Source organism: Streptomyces sp. NPDC007856 (assembly GCF_042868225.1).
Lineage (GTDB): Bacteria > Actinomycetota > Actinomycetes > Streptomycetales > Streptomycetaceae > Streptomyces.
In genome coordinates, this window is sequence record NZ_JBIAEC010000010.1 from 172041 (window position 1) to 190614 (window position 18574).

Here is an 18574-nt window from a genome sequence, read left to right on the forward strand (position 1 = left end):
GAGTTTGAGGCGGCTCAGATCCTCGCTCTGAAATGATCGCCCGGCCACCTCCCGGTCACCGGCCCCGGCTGCGATCAGGCCAACTGCTGCGAGCCGGACTTGCTCGCGCCGAGCCCGTTCCGTGCCTGCGGATGCCGACAGCAGCCTGTACGGGGGCTCAGACGGGCTCGGGTACGACTACCACCGGGCAGGCCGCATGGTGCAGCACTCCGTGGGCGACTCGGCCGAGTTGGAGCCCGAAGTGGCCCTGGCGTCGTGGGGCACCGACGACGAGCAGGTCGGCCTCGCGGGACACCGCGATCAGGGCGTCCCTTGCGTAGCCCTCGACCGTGCGCCGCTGTACCCGCAAGTCGGCCGGGGCTTCCCGCAGCGCCTGCTGAACTGGTACTTCACCCCGCCGGTCCACACCTGGACGATCGCCGATCCGGAGAACATCGTCGCCATCGCGGTGTTCTTCGGCGTCGCCGTGTCCGTCGCCTCAGTGGTGGACCTGGCTGCCCGCCGTACCCACCAGGCGGCCCGGCTCCGGGCCGAGTCGGAGATCCTCTCCTTCCTCGCCGGCAACGTCCTGCGCGGCGAGACCACCCTGGAAGCACTCCTGGACCGGGTCCGTGAGACCTTCGGGATGGAGTCGGCGGCGCTGCTGGAACGCGAGAACGACGTCGCGCCGTGGACGTGCGCCGGCAGCGTCGGCCCCCGCCCTTGCACCACCCCCGACGCAGCCGACGTGGACGTCCCGGTTGGTGACCACCTGACTCTGGCCCTCTCCGGCCGTGTCCTGCCCGCCGAAGACCGCCGCGTCCTGGCAGCCTTCGCCGCCCAGGCGGCCGTCGTCCTGGACCGCCAGCGCCTGCAGCAGAAGGCCGACGAGGCGAAGGCCCTGGCCGAGGGCAACCGCATCCGCACCGCCCTGCTCGCCGCCGTCAGTCACGACCTGCGCACTCCGCTGGCCGGCATCAAGGCCGCCGTCACCTCCCTGCGCTCGGACGACGTGGAATGGTCCGAGGCCGATCAGGCGGAGTTCCTGGCGGCCATCGAGGAGGGCGCCGACCGCTTGGACCACCTCGTCGGCAACCTGCTCGACATGTCCCGCCTCCAGACCGGCACGGTCACCCCGATCATCCGAGAGACGGACCTGGACGAGGTGATCCCCATGGCGCTCGGCGGCGTACCCGAGGACAGCGTCGACCTCGACATCCCGGAAACCCTCCCCATGGTCGACGTCGACATGGGCCTTCTGGAACGCTCGGTCGCCAACGTCGTGGAGAACGCGGTCAAGTACAGCCCACCGGGTGAACCGGTCCTGGTCTCGGCCAGTGCCATCGCCGACCGCGTGGAGGTTCGTGTCGTGGACCGCGGCCCCGGTGTCCCGGACGAGGCCAAGTCCCGCATCTTCGAACCGTTCCAGCGATACGGCGACTCCCCCCGCGGGGCCGGCGTCGGCCTCGGTCTCGCGGTGGCCCGAGGCTTCGCGGAGGCCACGGGCGGCACCCTGAACGCCGAGGACACCCCAGGCGGCGGCCTCACTATGGTTCTCACTCTGCCGACAACACCGCAACCCCGCCCGGAGGAACCCGACCGGGCATCCGTGGTTGGGACCTGAACGGCTGAGCCCTCCGGGAACCTCAGGCGCCGGGCGGAACCGTGTCGAACTCCCTCCGCATCCGCCGTACGTCCAGCCGTAGCCCCAGGGCGTTACGGCGGTGTGCGGCCCTGAGTCCGGCCTCCAGCGGCGAGGGCGGCACCGCCAGGACCGGACAGGTGGCGTGGGCGAGGCAGTACCGGATCGCGCCGAACACCGTCTCCAGCGGGGCGGCGCCCCTGCGCCTCGGCTTGCCCGTTCCGGCGTCGAACCAGCCCTCGGCCGGCTCGCCCAAGTGCCGCTCGAACGCCGCGAGGATCACACCGAGCCCCGTCGCGGTGTTGCCGATCTTGTAGGCAGCCCGCGACGTCTCCAGCGCGTGACTTCCCCGTCTGGGCCACAGCCCAGATCCTCCTGGGCGCCGGAACCGCCCTGGTCCATCCCCCCCTGCTGGCCGCCATCGGCGACGTCGCCCACCCCGTCTGGCGCGCCCGCTCCGTCGGCGTCTACAGGCTGTGGCGCGACGGCGGCTTCGCCGTCGGCGCTCTGCTCGCCGGAGCCCTCGCCGACGCCCGCGGCCTGACCACCGCCATCTGGACCGTCGCCGCCCTCACGGCTGCTTCCGGCCTTGTGGCGGCCCGCATGTACAAGACCCACTCTCGTGCTCGAGTACCCCCGCTGACGCTAGCGGTGTTCGGGGTTCTCGTAGTCGCGCCGACAGCCGGCGTCCCAGGCGGTGCGCTGGTTGCCGTAGGCGGGGATGCCGCCGAGGTCCTTCAGGGCCCGGGCCAGGTGCAGCAGGTTCCAGGTCATGAAAGTGGTGTTGCGGTTGGTGAAGTCGTTCTCCGGGCCGCCCGAACCGGGGTCGAGATAGGAAGGCCCGGGGCCCGCCTCACCGATCCATCCGGCGTCCGCCTGGGGCGGGATGGTGTAGCCCAGGTGCTGGAGGCTGTAGAGGACGTTCATGGCGCAGTGCTTGACGCCGTCCTCGTTGCCGGTGATCAGGCAGCCTCCCACACGGCCGTAATAGGCGTACTGGCCGTACTCGTTGAGCAGGCTGGAGCAGGCGTACAGACGCTCGATCACCTGCTTCATCACCGAACTGTTGTCACCGAGCCAGATGGGCCCGGCCAGCACGAGGATGTCAGCGGCCATGACCTGCCGGTACAGGTCCGGCCACGCGTCCGTCTCCCAGCCGTGCTCCCGCATGTCCGGCCACACACCGGTCGCGATGTCATGGTCCACCGCCCGTACGACATCGACATGCACACCCTGTGCATCCATGATGTCGGTACTCCGGTCGATCAGTCCCTGGGTGTTGCTCGTCTCCGGGGAGCGTTTGAGGGTGCAGTTGATCACCAGGGCCCGCAGGTCGTCGTACCGGGCCGGCGGTGCGTCGGTGGCGGGTGACGAAGCGGTCACACGGTCCTCCCAAAGCCTTGCCGCTCCACGGTGTGCGACGACGCGTCAAGTTCCCGATCCAGCGTGCGGGCCGACCGCGACGGACGCCACTTGCCCGGACCCGTCCCATGGATCGTTTATCGCCGCAATGTCTGCACGGGGGCTGTCGTGCAGTCCCCTGTTCGGAGGCGTCCTGCCGTGGGCGCGCGTCCGGCGTCGATCGCGTTCATCCTGGATCCAGCAGGTGATGGGTGGGCGAGGAGCCGGCCCGGAATGACGACAAGACGGCGGCACGATGACGATCGAAGTGACAGTGCGGCGCGTGATCCCACTGCCGCCCGAACGGGTGGCGGCTTACGCCATGGACTGGCGGCACGACGCCGAGTGGACACAGGGCATCCGCGCGGCGGAACTGACCCGGCAGGCGGACGGCGGCGGTTTCGGGACTGGTGCCGAGGTCACCCGCACGGCGCACTTTCTGGGCCGCCGCATCCACTACGTCCTGCGCATGGCCGCTTATGAGCCCCCGCGACTACTGGACATGGTCGCCGTGGTCGCCCCGATGCCGATGCACGTCACCTACTCGTTCGACAGCCACCCGCGCGGCACCCTCGCGGAGATACGTGTTCGAGGAGGTCCGGGTGGCCTCTTCCGGCTGGCCGCTCCCCTGCTGTCCCGACAGGTCCGCTCCTCTCTGGCCAAGGACCTGCGCGACCTGGAACATCGGCTCACGGCATCCAAGGGGGATGTTTGATGGCGTACGACGAGGGCCTCGCAGAGCGGATCCGCGAGCGGTTCGAAACGGATCCCGACATCACCGAGAAACGCATGTTCGGCGGAATCGCCTTCCTGTGCCACGGCAACATGGCCGTCGGCGTGACCGGCGACGACCTCATGGTCCGCGTCGGCCCGGACGCTACCGACGCGGCCTTGACCCGGCCCGGCACGCGCGTCTTCGACATGACGGGCCGTCCGATGCGCGGCTGGATCGTGGTCGCGGGCGAGGCAGTCGCGGAGGACGCCGATTTGGCCAGGTGGATCGACGAAGGCCGTGCCTTCGCGGCGACTCTGCCGCCCAAGTGACGGCACTCGTCGATCCGGGCACCCAGTCTTTTTGATCGCAGCGACTGACCAAGAACCGCGCCAAGAGCCCCGCCGCAAAACACCCAACCGGCGGGATTCAAAGAACCGATGTGACGCCATCGCGACGATGCGAGACATCCTCGCCACGGCGCTCTACGGCCAGCCGAGCACCGGACTCGGGCTCGCCCTACGGCACACTTCTGCCTACCCTCCTGCGGTGTGCCACCACGGCGTTCGGGCGCCTCCGGTAGTCGAGGCATCGTCCAGTGGGACGAGCGGCCATCTGGTGCCGCCCAGCGGGAATCCGCCGTCGGCACGTCCGATGGCGTTGCCGGAACGCTCAGCCTTCGATGTGATATCTGCTCTGGGACACGACGGCTTGGCGGATCTTGGTGGTGAAGTCCGCGGTACGGGCGATCCGGTCCACTCCCCCAGCCTTGTTGCGGCGCAGAACGCTCTTGAAGTTCTGTTCCAGCGTTCCTGTCATGCGGAACATCAAGTCGTCGCTGAGATGGTCGAGATCGATGTTGAGAAGGTCCCGCGGCGACGGCTGCCGCAGCCGTGTGAGGGTGTAGGCGGACATGGCCGCCAGCGGGTAGAGCCAGTTCTCGAGCGAATCCCCCAGCAAGGGACGGTCTTCGGCGTACCGAGTGAGGAACATGCGCAGCCTGGTGTGCACGTCGAGGCACAGCCGGTAGATGTCCAGATCGTGCCGCGGCGAGAAAATCTGGGTGTAGTGCTGGTCGTCGAGCAGCAGCGCGTCGGACTGCCGCAGCGCGGTGTGCGGTTCGCGCAGCACGAAGGCGGTGAACTCGCGGGCGAGCCGGGCCATGCTGACGACCCGGTCCAGTGGGAACCCGAGGTTGCGGTAGTAGCTGGCCCGGCGCTCGTAGTAGTAGCCGCCCGCGTGCCCAAGGCTCTCCTCGATGTCCTTCTGGATGGACTCGGTAGCGCGCAATGCGCCGGCGGGCAGCTGGGTCTGGCTGTTGGTCGCCCGGATGATGCGGTCGCGAGCCGTGCCATTCTCAGGAGCGACCACGATCTTCAGCAGTAGGGACCGCTCGCGGTGCTGGCCGCCGTTCTGGAAGTAACTGTAGATCTCGTGGCTGGTCTGTAGCCCGTTGACGATCTGAGGCTCCCTGACCACGATCTTCTTGCCGGCGATCTGGGCGGCGTCCGCGACGACGGTGACACCGTTGTTGAACCCCCAGAAGTCCTCGCCGGTACCGGACCTCAGGGTCTCACCGATGGCGTTGTTCACGGCGGTGGATCCCGCGTAGTCGCGCACGTTCGACTCGAACAACTCCAGGCGCAACGCCTCGTTGTCGGACGTGATGAAGCGGTAGTACTCATCCAGTCGCGCCAGACATACGTATCCCTCGCCGAGCGACGTGCTCATCGGTGTTTCGGTGAACACCAGCTGCGCGACGGCTTTTGCTCCACGGGCAGTCCGCTCCCGCAAGTCAGCAGCGTTGAGGTACTCCAAGTCGGCCCGCGTATCGGACGTGATCTTCGAAAGTTCCCGCCTGAGCCGGTCACCCTTGGCTTTTACGTTGGGGTGCGGCGTCTCTGCCGACTTGTTCGCGTAGATCACCTTGATGTGAACCTGCGGGAAGGAAGACGCCAGTTCCTCGAGGATGTGCAGGAAGCGGCGTGTACGCTCCAGCAGTTTGGCGTTGGTGTGCGGAACCAGATCCTCCTCCTCCCGGCCCATATCCAGCAGAGTCGGCAGATGGAAGTGAAGCTTCTCGATCACGGACTCCTGGTAACCCGACGAGTTCTTCGCCTGCAGGACGACCAGCTCGATCTTGCCAGCACGTGACGGAAGGAACTGATGCGCGTCAGCGGTGATATAGCGCTCGTCCACGAACGTCCAGATACCGTCAATTCCGCAGTCGTGCGCACCGTCGACGATGCCGTCCATGATCTCGTCGTTGTCCAGGTCCCAGTCCTGCAGAGCCTTGTCCGCAGCGAAGAACGTGAAGAAGTCGTCCCGGCTCTTGTCCGGCGCGAGCTTACGAATGACGTGGGCCTTTAGTCAGCACCAAACCAGCACGGGAGTCAGCACCGCATCGTCAAATCATCCTGAACTACGCATCCCGGACGGTGCTGGTTTCGATCACTTGCGAGCCGCTGAACCGCTCTTCCCTGAGCCGGCATGGTGGTCACGCGCATAGCCGAGCCTCGAACTATGGCGGTCCACCACATGTGCGCCTGACCTGCATCTTCCTACCGTGTGCCGACACGTACCCGCCCCCACCGCACACGAGGAAGTGGCGCACATGGCATCCGAAGTATCATCCGCTCCCCCAACCCCCGCCAGCCTCCCCCGTATCGTCGCCGCCAGCCTCATCGGCACCACCATCGAGTGGTACGACTTCTTCCTCTACGGCTCCGCCGCCGCGCTGGTGTTCAACAAGCTGTTCTTCCCGGACTCCGACCCGCTCGTCGGAACTCTGCTGTCGTTCCTGACGTATGCCGTCGGCTTCGCGGCCCGCCCGCTGGGGGCGCTCGTGTTCGGGCACTACGGTGACCGGCTGGGACGGAAGAAGCTGCTGGTGCTGAGCCTGGTGCTGATGGGCGGAGCGACGTTCGCCATCGGGCTGTTGCCCACGCACGCCACCGTCGGGGCCGCCGCGCCCGTGCTGCTGACCACCCTGCGCCTCGTCCAGGGATTCGCGCTCGGCGGGGAGTGGGGCGGTGCCGTCCTGCTGGTGTCGGAGCACGGGGACGCGCGGCGGCGCGGTTTCTGGGCCTCGTGGCCGCAGACCGGCGCACCGGCGGGGCAGTTGCTCGCCACCGGTGTGCTCTCGCTGCTGACCGCCGTGCTCTCCGACAACGCCTTCGGGACCTGGGGCTGGCGGATTCCGTTCCTGCTCTCCGGGGTGCTCGTGCTCATCGGTCTGTGGATTCGGCTGTCCGTCGACGAATCACCGGTGTTCAAGGAGGCGTTGGCGCGCGCCGAGTCCCGGCGTGCGGAGGAGACCGAGAAGCTGCCGCTCGTCTCCGTGCTGCGGCACCACTGGCGGGAAGTGCTGGTGGCCATGGGCGCCCGCATGGCCGAGAACATCAGCTACTACGTCATCACCGCCTTCATCCTCGTGTACGCCACCACCTCGGCCGGCGTGTCCAAGCAGACCGCGCTCAACGCCGTGCTCATCGGCTCCGCCGTGCACTTCGCCGTCATCCCGGCCTGGGGCGCGCTGTCCGACCGGGTCGGGCGGCGGCCCGTGTACCTGCTCGGCGCGGCCGGTGTCGGCCTGTGGATGTTCCCGTTCTTCTCGCTCGTGGACACCGGGTCGTTCGGCTACCTGGTCCTGGCCGTGACCGTCGGGCTCGTGCTGCACGGCGCGATGTACGCGCCCCAGGCCGCCTTCTTCGCCGAGATGTTCGCAACGAGGATGCGGTACTCGGGTGCGTCCATCGGCGCCCAGTTCGCCTCCGTGGCGGCCGGCGCGGCGGCCCCGCTCATCGCCACCGCGCTGCTCGACGACTACGGCAGCTCCACTCCGATCGCCCTGTATGTGATCGCCGCCGCTGTACTGACCCTGGTCGCCGTGGGCGTGGCCCGGGAGACGCGGCACCGGGATCTCGCCCATGTCGAGGCCGAGGGCGGCGAGTCCGCCACCAGCGGTCAGGCCGCGCAGGCGCACACAGCCTGACCGACACAACTCCGCCCCACCGCACACAACTCCACCCGGCCGGCGCGGCCCCCACCGGCATGGCCCGCCGCCCGCGCATCCGCTGCCCAGCCCCCGTACGGCGCGCCCGTACGGGGGTCAGCGTCTGTCCGGGGCCGCCAACCGGTGTAGTCGCAGGGCCAGTTGGATCTCCAGGGCGCGGGCCGGGGTCTGCCAGTCCTCGCCCAGCAGCCGGCCCACCCGCTCCAGCCGTTGGGCGACCGTGTTCACGTGGACGTGCAGCGCGTCCTTGGTGCGGGCCGGGCTCATCCCGCAGGCGAAGTACGCGTCGAGGGTGCGCAGCAGTTCCGTACCGCGTCGCTCGTCGTAGGACACGACCGGGCCGATGGTGCGGTCGACGAAGCCGGCGACGTCACGTTCGCCCGCGAGGAGCAGGCCGAGGAAACCGAAGTCCTCGGCCGCCGCGCCGTCCCCGGCCCGGCCCAGCAGGTGCAGCGCGTCCAGGCAGCGGCGTCCCTCGGCGTAGGCGCCGACGACGGTCTCTGGGTGGGTGGTGAGCTCGGTGACGGGGGCGGAGGCGCCGACCGTGACCGGCTGGTGGACGGCCGTGCCCAGCTGGCGGGCGGTGCGCCGGGCCAGGTCTGTGGCGCTGTGGCCGACGGTGAGCGGCAGCAGCAGGACGGTGCCGCCGTCGCGTGCGGCGGCCAGGCCGTGCCGGGTCGCGGCGAGGTGGGAGGCGGCCGACCACAGCCGGCGGCGGGCCGCGGCCTCCTCGTCGGCGTCGGCCGTCGGGCCGTCGAGGCGTGCGGCGAGCACTACATGGGTGGCGTCCAGGTCGGCGTGCAGCCGGGCGGCGCGTTCGCGCAGCAGGCGCGGATCGCGGTCGCGTGCGTCCAGCAGGTCGTCCAGCAGCTCGCCCCGCACCCGCTGTTCGGCCTCGGCCGCCGAGCGGCGGGCGAGCAGGAGCAGCGAGGTGACCATCGCCGCGCGCTCCAGGGTGCGCTGGTCGACGGGGTCGAGGCCGGGATGCCCGCGCAGGACCAGCGCGCCGAGGAGTTCACCGCCCGCGGCGACCGCCGCGATCCAGTCGTTGCCGTGCCGTACGGCGTGTCCCTCGGCGCGGGAGGCCTCCAGCGCCTCGGCCGGTGCCGCGTCGGCCTCGCTGAACTCCACGGTGCCGTCGAGGACTTCCGAGACGGCACCGGCCACGTCGTGCACCCCGCCGCCGCGCAGGACGAGTTCGGCGAGCCGGTCGTGTACGTCCGAGGCGCGCTCGATGACCGCGCTGCGGTCCCGGATGATCTCGTTGGCGCGCTCCAGGCCGGCCAGGGCGGCACGGGTCTCGGTCAGCAGGTTCGCTGTGTCGATGGCGGCCGCGGCGAGCGCGGCGAAGGAGCCGAGCAGGGCGATCTGCGCGCGTTCGAAGACGCGTGCCCTGCGGTCGGCGGCGAAGAGGACGCCGATGACATGCGGGCCGAGCATGAGAGGGACGCCGAGGATGGCGACCAGGCCCTCGTCGCGGACGCCGTCGTCGATGGAGAGGGTGTGCTGGAAGCGGGCGTCCTTGAAGTAGTCGTCCGTGACGTACGGCCGTGTCGTCTGGGCGACCAGTCCGCCGAGGCCCTCGCCCATGCCCAGGCGCAGCTGCTGGAAGCGGGCGGAGACCGAGCCCTCCGTGACCCGCATGTAGGTGTCGCCGCGCGCCGGGTCGTTCAGGGTGAGGTAGGCGACGTCCGTGCCGAGCAGGGAGCGGGCGCGCTGCACGATGGCCTGCAGCACAGCGTCCAGATCACGCAGGCCCGCGAGGTCGTGGGCGGTCTCGAAGAGCGCGGACAGCTCCGCCTCGCGGCGCCGGCGGCCCTCCAGCTCGGCACGGACCCGCAGGGCGAGCAGTTTGGCCTGTTCCAGCGCGGCGATCCGGTCGGCCGGTCCGCCCTCGGCCCGGGCGAGCAGCAGCGGCTGCTCGTACGCCTCCGCGGAGGCGTCGCGGGCCAGCAGCTCGAGGTACGGGGCCTCGATGCTGCCGCTGGGTGCCGTCTGAACGTGATCGCGAGACATGGTCACAGGATTCCGCATCGGCCGCTCGGCCCGTCAGGCCTGTGGAAAACTTCCGGGCTGGGCGCTGCCGGGCGCTTCAGTGGGCCGTCCACCCGCCGTCGAGCACCAGCGAGGTGCCCGTGACGAAGGACGCCTGCGGGCTGCACAGGTAGGCCACGGCCTCGGCGACCTCCTCCGGTTCGATGAGCCGCTGGAGTGCGCTGTCCTTCAGCAGGACCTCGGACAGCACGCGTTCTTCGGGGATGCCGTGCGCCTGCGCCTGGTCGGCGATCTGCTTCTCCACCAGAGGCGTGCGCACATAGGCCGGGTTCACACAGTTCGAGGTCACCCCATGGGCCGCGCCTTCCAGAGCGGCCGTTTTCGACAGGCCCTCCAGACCATGTTTGGCGGCCACATAGGCGACCTTGTAGGCGGAGGCGCGCAGACCGTGGACGGAGGACACATTGACGATCCGGCCCCAGCCCCGCGCGTACATGTGCGGCAGGGCGCCGCGGATGAGACGGAACGGCGCCTCCAGCATCACGGTCAGCACGGTGTGGAAGACCTCGGGCGGGAACTCCTCGATGGGGCGCACCAGTTGCAGGCCCGCGTTGTTGACCAGCACATCGGCGCCGGCGGCGGCGCGTTCGGCGGCGTCGAGGTCGGTGAGGTCCACGGCGTGCGGTTCGACGGCTCCCGGCAGGTCACCGGCTCGTTCCACCTGCTGGGCCAGCTCGGCCAGGCCGGCCGTGTCCCGGTCGACGGCCCGCACCCGCGCACCGGCGGCCGCCAGCCGCAGCGCGCAGGCGCGGCCGATGCCGCTTGCGGCGCCGGTGACGAGGGCGGTGCGGCCGCCGAGATCCAGGGCGAGGGGCTGAGGGCGAAGGCAGGGCGAGAGGCTGGACGAGGTCATGTGCCGACCCTAGGTGGCACTCACCCGTCACCACATATGGCGACCACCCATACTTCAGCCGATAGTCGTAGGGGCAAACCATGTGGGTGCGCCAGATATGGCCTGCTTGATCCGGAAGTGGCCGAACTCGTTGAGCTCGGGCAGCGCGTCCACCGGGAACCAGCCCACTTCCAGGGACTCGTCGTCGTTGACCCGCGCCTCGCCGCCCACGGCCCGGCAGCGGATGGTGATGTCCATGTACTGGCACTGGTCACCATTGGGATAGGTGACCGGATCCAGGGCCTGGACGAGGACGACCCGCTCGGCCACGCAGTGCACCGCCGTCTCCTCGAAGACCTCCCGCACGGCGCAGGCCGCCGGCTGCTCACCGGGTTCCGGGATGCCCCCGATCACCGACCACTTGCGGGTGTCGGTCCGCCGGCCCAGGAGCACTCTGCCCTCGTCGTCGAAGACGATCGCGGTGACCCCGGGGAGCCAGAGCAGTTGCCGGCCGGCGGAGGCCCGGAGCGTGCGGATGAAGTCAGGAGTGGCCATGGGCCCGACCCTAACGGGCCGGACCCATGTCCTCCTGGCGGTTCAGTGGCCGCACGCACCATTTCAGGGGGCGTATGCCGGTCGTACGGCTATGCGCCACCGGCGCGCCGATGGCGCAGTCCGGACCCGATCGTCCAGCCGACACCGCCCGCGGCGACCAGCACCAGAGCGATCTCCGGGAGGATACCCAGCTCGGTGGCGGGCGTCTTGGACGTGCGCAGCGGCACCTTCTGGACGAGGTAGGCGGGCACGAACATGCCGGTCCGCTGGGTGATCTTCCCGTCCGGCATGATGACCGCACTGACGCCGCTGGTCACCGGCACGGTGACGGTGCGGCTGTGCTCGACGGCGCGGATCCGGGACATGGCGAGCTGCTGATAGGTCATCTCGCTGCGGTCGAAGGTCGCGTTGTTGCTCGGTACGGAGATCATCTCCGCGCCATGGGTGACCGTGTCCCGCACGTCCCAGTCGAAGGCGGCCTCGTAGCAGGTGGCCAGGCCCACCTTGGCGCCGTCGATGTCGAACACGCCCGGACTGCTGCCGCGGCTGAAGTCCTGGCGGACCATGCCGGTCCAGTTCTTGTTGATCGCGCCGACGAGCCCGCGCAGCGGAAGGTACTCGCCGAACGGCTGGATCTGCCGCTTGTCGTAGGTCTGCGTGGGTCCCTTGGCCGGGTCCCAGAGTATCTGCTCGTTGAGCAGTTCGCCGTCGCGCTCCACGACACCGCCGACCGATATGGGCGCACCGACGGCCTTGGCGGCGCCCTCGATGACGGCGGCCGCATCGGGGTTGGCGAAGGGGTCGATGTCGGAGGAGTTCTCCGGCCACAGCACGTAGTCGGGTTTCGGGGTCTTGCCCGCCTTGATGTCGGCGGCAAGCTTCAACGTCTCGCGGACGTGGTAGTCGAGCACGGCCCGCCGCTGGGCGCTGAACTCCAGCCCGGAGCGCGGCACATTGCCCTGGATGACCGCGACGGTCCGGGTGCCGGCGTCGGCCTTGTCGCTCACCATCGGCCGTGCGGCGACCGCGCCCGCCACCGGGACCGCCACGCTCAGGAGCGCGGCGGCGGCCGCGCCCCGCCGTACGACCTGGGTCCGGCGCCGCTCGGCGATCAGCCGGCCGGCCTCGTACAGACCGAATCCGCACAGGACGACCGCGAAGCCCAGCACCGGCGTGCCGCCCACAGCGGCCAGCGGCAGGAAGACGCCGTCCGCCTGCCCGAACGCGAGCTTGCCCCAGGGGAAGCCCCGGAAGGGCACGCGCGCGCGTACCGCCTCGCCCGCGATCCAGAGGGCGGCCGCCCACACCGGCCAGGCCGGCAGTCGGGAGACGGCGGAGACACCGACGCCGACGAGGGCGATGAAGATCGCCTCGATGGCGACGAGGGCCAGCCAGGGACCAGGACCGACCTCCACACCGGTCCACACCAGCAACGGCAGCAAAAAGCCGAGCCCGAAGAGGTAGCCCAGGCCGAGGGCCGACTTCCAGCCACGACCGCGGAGCACCCAGCCGAACCCGGCGAAGGCGGGCAGCGCCAGCCACCACAGGGTGCGCGGCGGGAAACTGACGTAGAGCAGCACTCCACAGAGCGCGGAGGCGACGGCCGGGACCAGGCGGAGCAGGCGGCCGCGGAACGCGCTGGGCGCGGGGGACGGCTGGAGCTGGTCCGGCTGGTCCACGGAAGTTGCGGTGACGGTCACCCGGGTGAGTGTACGGCGGCTGCCCTCGCCGCCGACAGCACGGTTCGCGGGCCGGGACCGACGCCACCGGCCATGGTTGTGCCTGGTCGCCGCCCTCGCCGGTCGGCCGACGCGCCTGTGTGGTGCTCGGCAAACGGTCCGGCGCCGAGTCCCGGCACCGACTCCCGGCGGCCGCACGAAGGGCACCGTCCCCCTGGCGCGCGACCGCACCGGCGGCACGGAAGGCCCCACCGCTTCGCCCCCTTCACGCCGTTCCGCCCGCCCCACCGCCACTTTCCGTCGCATCTCGTGCCCAAACCGGTCATCAGCCGCTACGGTGAGCCCAGCCTCGGCAGTGCGGCCGGATCCGGCGCGTGCCCGGCCGTGGCCTGGGGCAACGGGGACGAGGGGCAGCGGTGGGGTCGACGGGGACAAGATCCGCGGCCGGTGTGGACGCGGGCGCGGTCGACGTCAGACGAAACGTTTCTGACGGGGCAGGCATGATCCTGCTGGGCGCCTGCGCCGGCTGGTCGCTGATCACCGCCGCGGCGCATGACGGACGACCCGAGGGCATGCTGCTCGCGGTCCTCGCCGTGGCCGCCGGTCATGCCGTCGGCCGGGTGTCCGGGGCACTGCTGCCGGTGGCCGCGCCATGCGCCGGCGCGGCGGCCGGACTCGCGCTGGCCGTGGCCCTGCCCGCGCTCTCCGCGGGTCCCCGGTACACCGCCCCGCTCGGCCACGCCGGTGGCACGGCCGCCCTGCTGGCACTGGCCACGGGTGCCGCGGGCTGTGCCGCCTGGGCGACGGCCGTAGCGGAGCTGAGGCTGGTGCTGCGGCTGCTGGCCGTCGGGATCGTGCTGACCGGGGGTGTGCTGGGCTCTGCTGCCGGGTGCGTGGCGAGTACGGCCGTACTGCTGTGTTCGCTCGCAGCGGGCTCGGTGTCCCGCCGGGGCGGCTGTCTGCTGGGCCTGGCGGTGGCGGCAGCACTGGTGGCCGGAACGGCCTGGGCTCTCGCCGCCGATGTGCTGCCGGGTGGACTCGCCCGGGTGCTCGAAGGCCGGCTGACCGAGCACCGGGTCGCGCTGTGGCGGGACGCCCTGCACCTGGCGGCCCGGAACCGGGGGCTCGGCATCGGTCCGGGACGGTTCGGCGAGCTGGGCGGCACGGCCCCGCGGACGCTGTCCGCCGACGGCAAGCCGCACTCGGCCCTCCTCCAGCTGGCGGCAGAGCAGGGCGTCGTCGGGGCGCTGCTGTTCGTGGCCGCGTTCTGCTGGGTGCTGCACGCGCTGTGGCGCTCTCCGCGCTCCACCCCGGTCGCCCTGACCGCCGGTGCGGCCCTGACGGCGCTCGCGGTGTTCGCCACGGTGAGCGACGCGCTCAGCTTCACCACGGTGACCGTGGGCGCCGGGCTGCTGGCCGGATGGGCGTCGGCGCGGCCGTGGGCGCGCGAGCCCCGCCTCTGAGCGGTGTCATGCCCTGCGCGGCATGCGCGGCGCGTGGCCTCAGCGGGCCGAACCCGGAGTGATCGTCCGCAGCCGGGCCCTGATGACCCGTACCGCCGACTCCGCGTTGTCCACGGTGATCGTGAAGGTGTGGCCGTCCCACAGGCGCAGCACGATGCCCTCGCCGCGGCGTACGACCACGGCCGTGCCCTTCTCAGGGCGCCACCGGTAACCCCAGCCGCCCCAGTTCCGGGGTGTGACAAGGGCGGTGAAGTCGGCGCCGGCCACATGGGAGAGCGGGATGCGGCGGCGCGGCAGCCCCATGTGGCCGCAGCGGATCTCGAGGCACTCCTTGTCGAGCCTGAGGTCGACGTGCACGAAGGCGAGGGTGCCGAAGAGGACCAGGAGACCGGCGGCGATGCAGCCCACGACGGACATCGCCAGCGGGGCGATGCCCGAGGTCCATGCCGAGTCCACGGCCAGCTTGATACCGAGGGCCATGCAGGCGGCGCCCACCAGCGCCAGCAGCCACTGGACCCGGTTCGTGGCGCGCCCGGTCCAGACCTCGGGGTTCGGGCCGTCGTCGGCGTGGCGGTCGTCCCTCATATTCATGAGGTTACTCAGGTTTCCCTGCGCGGGTAGGGCGTGGCAGACGGTGACTGACCCAGGTGGGCCAGGGCGGCCCGCCTGTGGTGCGAGGTCAGCGGACGGGGCTGACCGCCTCCAGGAAACGGCCTTCCGCATAGGACAGCGCCGTCTCCGGGAGCGTGGCCTCGCGACCGCTGAGGAGCACCGTGAGGGTGGTGTCGGCGACGGCGGCCGGGGCCGCATCCGCGCCGATCCGGCGCAGGGCCTGCGCGGCCACCGCCCCGGCGGAGCCGTGCAGGGCGAGCGGCGGTCGGCCGGGCCGCTGGACGGCTGCCCGGATGCGCTCGCCGACCAGCTCGTAGTTGGTGCAGCCCAGGACGACGGTGGTCACGTCCTCGGGGGTGCGGCCGGCGGCCGAGGCGATCGCGGCGTCGATCCCGCTCTCGTCCGCGTGATGCACCGCGTCCGCGAGACCGGGGCAGGCCACCTCGGTGACGGTCACACCGGCGGCGAACTGGTCGATCAGATTCCGCTGGTACGCGCTTCCGGTGGTGGCGGGTGTCGCCCAGATCGCGACGTGCCCGCCGCCCGCGGCGGCCGGCTTGATCGCGGGGACGGTGCCGATGATCGGCAGGTCCGGTTCGAAGCGGCCCCGCAGCACCGGCAGGGAGTGCACGGACGCGGTGTTGCAGGCGACGATCAGAACGTCGGGCTCATGGGCGGCGGCGGCCTCGGCCACGGCGAGGGCCCGTTCGGTGATGTCCTCGGGAGTGCGCGGCCCCCAGGGCATCCCGTCGGGGTCCCAGGAGAGCACGAGATCCGCGTCGGGCCGCAGCCGCCGTACCGCGGCGGCGGCGGGGAGCAGGCCGATTCCGGAGTCCATGAGCGCGATCTTCACCCGGCCACGATAGACGATCGGGCCTTGCGGCCCCCTCCGGTGGGGCAGACTGCGGGCGTGAGCGCCCTGCTGTGGATCACCGTCGTATCGCTGGCCGCATGGTGCTGGCTGCTGCTCGGCCAGGGCTTCTTCTGGCGCACGGACGTCCGGCTGCCGCCGCGCCGGGAGCCGGACGCGTGGCCGTCCGTCTGTCTGGTCGTACCGGCTCGTGACGAGGCCGCCGTGCTGCCCGCGAGCCTGCCGTCGCTGCTGGCGCAGGACTATCCGGGGCGGGCCGAGGTGGTCCTGGTGGACGACGGGAGCACCGACGGCACCGGGGAGCTGGCCCGCGAGCTGTCCCGGCGGCACGGCGGACTGCCGCTGACCGTGGGGTCTCCGGGCGAGCCGCCGGCGGGCTGGACGGGCAAGCTGTGGGCGGTGCGGCACGGCATCGGCCTGGCACGCGCGCGTGACCCCGAGTACCTGCTGCTGACGGACGCGGACATCGCGCACGCGCCGGACAGCCTGCGCGCGCTGGTGGCGGCGGCCCGGGCCGGGGGCTTCGACGTGGTGTCGCAGATGGCGCGGCTGCGGGTGGCGAGCGCGTGGGAGCGGCTGGTGGTTCCCGCGTTCGTCTACTTCTTCGCGCAGCTGTATCCCTTCCGCCGGATCGGGCGGAAGGGCTCACGTACGGCCGCGGCGGCGGGCGGCTGTGTCCTGCTGCGCGCGGACATGGCGGAGCGGGCTCGCATCCCGGACGCGATCCGGCACGCCGTCATCGACGACGTGGCGCTGGCACGCGCGGTGAAGGGCGCCGGTGGGCACGTCTGGCTGGGGCTGGCCGACCGGGTGGACAGCGTGCGGCCGTATCCGCGGCTGCACGACCTGTGGCGGATGGTCGCGCGCAGCGCCTACGCCCAGCTGCGGCACAACCCGCTGCTGCTCCTCGGTACGGTCGCCGGGCTGGCGCTGGTGTACCTGGTGCCGCCCGCCGCGGTGATCGTCGGAGCGGCGAGCGGTAGTACGCCAACGGCGGTCGTCGGCGCTCTGGCGTGGGCGGTGATGGCGGGGACGTACGCGCCGATGCTGCGCTACTACCGGCAGCCGCTGTGGCTCGCTCCCCTGCTGCCGTTCACCGCGTCGCTGTATCTGCTGATGACGGTGGACTCGGCCGTGCAGCACTACCGGGGGCGCGGGGCCGCCTGGAAGGGCCGCACGTACGCGCGTCCGGATGCCGTGGCCGACGAGGGCTGAGCCCGGTCACTTGCGGCCGGGCGTCCAGTTCATCCCCCAGCCGTAGGCGCGGTCTATGGTCCGCTGCGGGCTCACTCCACGCTCCGGAACCAGATACCGCGCCTCGCGCTGCACCAGGAGGTCGCCGCCCGTGTTGGTGATCAGGGCGAGCGCGCACACCGTGGACGGCACGGCGCACTCGTCGAGCGAGAAGTCGATCGGGGCGCCGTGCTGCGGCTGGAGGGTGACGGTGGCGTGCAGGTCGGCGAAGGAGTCGGCGCCTTCGTAGATGGTGACGAAGACGAGGATGCGCCGGAAGTCCTGCCTGTGGTCGAGATTGACGGTGAGGTTCTCACCGCTCGCCACGGCACCGGTGCGGTCGTCGCCGTCGAGGTGGATGTACGGCGGCCGGTGCAGCGAACCGAAGGCGTTGCCCAGGGCCTGTACCACCCCTTTGCGGCCGTCGGCGAGCTCGTACAGGGCGCACAGGTCGAGGTCGATCTCTCCTCGCCCGCCTCCCCACCGGCCGCCCCGGCCGCCCCGGCCGCCCCGGCCGAAAAACTGCTCACGCATCTGCCAGTTGAGGTTCACCCGCATGGCACCGGAGGTTCCGCCCTGCTTGGCGAGCGAGACGGAGGGCGCCGCCTTGGTGAGGGTGACCTTGGACAGACGGACGGGCTGGGGTGCCGGAGGGGGCGCGGGCGCGGCCGGCATGGTCGGGGGCGACGCGGGCGCGGGCGGCAGCGTGGAGGGGAGTGGCGGTAGGGGGGCCGGAGGCAGGGGCGGAGCCACCGGACGCGCCGCGGCGGGCGGTGCGGCGTGCTGGGGTTTGTCCACGGTGATGCCGAAGTCCGTGGCGAGGCCCTCCAGCCCGCTGCTGTAGCCCTGGCCGACAGCGCGGAACTTCCAGCCGCCCTGACGGCGGTAGAACTCCCCGAGCACGAAGGCCGTCTCCACGGTCGCGCCCGGGCTGTCGAAGCGGGCGACCGCCTGGCCGCTCACGGCATCGGTCACCTCGATGTAGAGGCCGGGGACCTGCCCGAAGGTCCCGCCGTCGGCGGAGGCGGCGAGGACGATCCGCTCGATCGCGCCCTCCACGCGCGCGAGGTCCACGGACAGGGTGTCGGTGACGCCCGCGGCGGCCGTCCGCTTGCCCTCGTGGCGCACCGCCCCGGAGGGATGGGCAGGCTGGTTGTAGAAGACGAAGTCGTCGTCGGAGCGGACCCTCCCGGTGGCGAGCAGCAGCGCGGAGGCGTCCGCGTCGGGTACGCCGGGTCCGGAGCGCCAGCCCAGTTCGACGCGCAGCGCCGTGGTCGGCACCGGCGCGTTCGCCCCTTTCAGCATGGACATGCCCGCCCCCATTCCGTGTCGGCTTCCGTACACCCTCGGCCGTCCAGTCATCCCTACCAGCACAACCTATTCGCCGGTGCGGCGAACACCCACGACCGGCACCGAAAGATCGCCGGTCAACTCCCGGTAACCCCGCATGAACTCGCCCTTTACACGATTAAAGCGCGGATTGACGTCCCTTTTTGCCAAGTTCGCTCGGATTGGGGATCCCAGG

At 71.1% G+C, this 18574-nt stretch carries 15 protein-coding genes and 2 pseudogenes; 6 read left to right on the forward strand and 11 right to left on the reverse strand.

Annotation, left to right across the window (positions count from 1 at the left end):
• Positions 1-157 precede the first annotated feature (157 nt).
• Positions 158-382, reverse strand: a pseudogene (locus ACFYOH_RS24135) (universal stress protein); the annotation flags it as partial.
• On the opposite strand from ACFYOH_RS24135, the pseudogene ACFYOH_RS24140 reads away from it, so the two are divergent.
• Positions 374-1603, forward strand: a pseudogene (locus ACFYOH_RS24140) (ATP-binding protein); the annotation flags it as partial. The pseudogenes ACFYOH_RS24135 and ACFYOH_RS24140 sit on opposite strands and share 9 nt — an antisense overlap.
• Positions 1604-1625: 22 nt before the next feature.
• Here the strand turns inward: ACFYOH_RS24140 and ACFYOH_RS24145 are convergent.
• Both ACFYOH_RS24145 and ACFYOH_RS24150 read right to left on the reverse strand, forming a co-directional pair.
• Complete coding sequence (locus tag ACFYOH_RS24145; RefSeq protein ID WP_388628863.1) at positions 1626-1904, reverse strand: hypothetical protein; 279 nt, start codon at positions 1902-1904, stop codon at positions 1626-1628.
• Between the two features lie 362 nt (positions 1905-2266).
• Positions 2267-3004 carry a flavodoxin family protein gene (locus ACFYOH_RS24150; RefSeq protein WP_388628866.1) on the reverse strand — a complete coding sequence of 246 codons (738 nt, stop codon included), beginning with the start codon at positions 3002-3004 and terminating at the stop codon, positions 2267-2269.
• Between the two features lie 274 nt (positions 3005-3278).
• Between ACFYOH_RS24150 and ACFYOH_RS24155 the strand changes: the two genes are divergently transcribed.
• Both ACFYOH_RS24155 and ACFYOH_RS24160 read left to right on the forward strand, forming a co-directional pair.
• Positions 3279-3737, forward strand: coding sequence for an SRPBCC family protein (locus tag ACFYOH_RS24155; protein WP_388628869.1), 459 nt, complete (start codon positions 3279-3281; stop codon positions 3735-3737).
• Complete coding sequence (locus ACFYOH_RS24160; protein WP_388628872.1) at positions 3737-4066, forward strand: TfoX/Sxy family protein; 330 nt, start codon at positions 3737-3739, stop codon at positions 4064-4066. The genes ACFYOH_RS24155 and ACFYOH_RS24160 overlap by 1 nt, the downstream gene beginning before the upstream one ends.
• A gap of 340 nt (positions 4067-4406) precedes the next feature.
• On the opposite strand, the gene ACFYOH_RS24165 is transcribed toward ACFYOH_RS24160, so the two are convergent.
• On the reverse strand, positions 4407-5990 hold the full coding sequence (locus ACFYOH_RS24165) for an AIPR family protein (protein ID WP_388628875.1): 1584 nt from the start codon (positions 5988-5990) through the stop codon (positions 4407-4409).
• 358 nt (positions 5991-6348) lie between these two features.
• Here ACFYOH_RS24165 and ACFYOH_RS24170 point away from each other — a divergent pair, with 358 nt between their 5' ends.
• The gene (locus tag ACFYOH_RS24170) at positions 6349-7728 is read left to right on the forward strand and encodes an MFS transporter (RefSeq protein ID WP_388628878.1); all 1380 of its coding nucleotides are present in this window, start codon (positions 6349-6351) and stop codon (positions 7726-7728) included.
• A 117-nt stretch (positions 7729-7845) separates the two neighbouring features.
• On the opposite strand, the gene ACFYOH_RS24175 is transcribed toward ACFYOH_RS24170, so the two are convergent.
• The 4 genes from ACFYOH_RS24175 to lnt form a co-directional block, all read right to left on the reverse strand.
• Positions 7846-9765, reverse strand: coding sequence for a helix-turn-helix domain-containing protein (locus ACFYOH_RS24175; RefSeq protein ID WP_388628881.1), 1920 nt, complete (start codon positions 9763-9765; stop codon positions 7846-7848).
• Between the two features lie 76 nt (positions 9766-9841).
• On the reverse strand, positions 9842-10657 hold the full coding sequence (locus tag ACFYOH_RS24180; RefSeq protein ID WP_388628884.1) for a 3-hydroxybutyrate dehydrogenase: 816 nt from the start codon (positions 10655-10657) through the stop codon (positions 9842-9844).
• Positions 10658-10711: 54 nt separating this feature from the next.
• Positions 10712-11191: an NUDIX domain-containing protein gene (locus ACFYOH_RS24185; protein WP_388628887.1), complete on the reverse strand. Its 480-nt coding sequence runs from the start codon at positions 11189-11191 to the stop codon at positions 10712-10714.
• A gap of 89 nt (positions 11192-11280) precedes the next feature.
• Positions 11281-12891 (reverse strand): apolipoprotein N-acyltransferase, encoded by a 1611-nt coding sequence (gene lnt / locus ACFYOH_RS24190; protein ID WP_388628890.1) that lies wholly within the window; start codon positions 12889-12891, stop codon positions 11281-11283.
• Between the two features lie 479 nt (positions 12892-13370).
• On the opposite strand from lnt, the gene ACFYOH_RS24195 reads away from it, so the two are divergent.
• Complete coding sequence (locus ACFYOH_RS24195; RefSeq protein ID WP_388628893.1) at positions 13371-14333, forward strand: O-antigen ligase family protein; 963 nt, start codon at positions 13371-13373, stop codon at positions 14331-14333.
• A 39-nt stretch (positions 14334-14372) separates the two neighbouring features.
• Here the strand turns inward: ACFYOH_RS24195 and ACFYOH_RS24200 are convergent, their stop codons facing one another.
• Positions 14373-14918 carry a hypothetical protein gene (locus tag ACFYOH_RS24200; protein WP_388628895.1) on the reverse strand — a complete coding sequence of 182 codons (546 nt, stop codon included), beginning with the start codon at positions 14916-14918 and terminating at the stop codon, positions 14373-14375.
• A gap of 94 nt (positions 14919-15012) precedes the next feature.
• Positions 15013-15798 carry a glutamate racemase gene (locus ACFYOH_RS24205; protein WP_388628898.1) on the reverse strand — a complete coding sequence of 262 codons (786 nt, stop codon included), beginning with the start codon at positions 15796-15798 and terminating at the stop codon, positions 15013-15015.
• 39 nt (positions 15799-15837) lie between these two features.
• Between ACFYOH_RS24205 and ACFYOH_RS24210 the strand changes: the two genes are divergently transcribed.
• Positions 15838-17031, forward strand: coding sequence for a glycosyltransferase (locus ACFYOH_RS24210; RefSeq protein WP_388629266.1), 1194 nt, complete (start codon positions 15838-15840; stop codon positions 17029-17031).
• A gap of 6 nt (positions 17032-17037) precedes the next feature.
• On the opposite strand, the gene ACFYOH_RS24215 is transcribed toward ACFYOH_RS24210, so the two are convergent.
• The gene (locus tag ACFYOH_RS24215) at positions 17038-18360 is read right to left on the reverse strand and encodes a TerD family protein (RefSeq protein WP_388628900.1); all 1323 of its coding nucleotides are present in this window, start codon (positions 18358-18360) and stop codon (positions 17038-17040) included.
• Between the last annotated feature and the right edge of the window lie 214 nt (positions 18361-18574).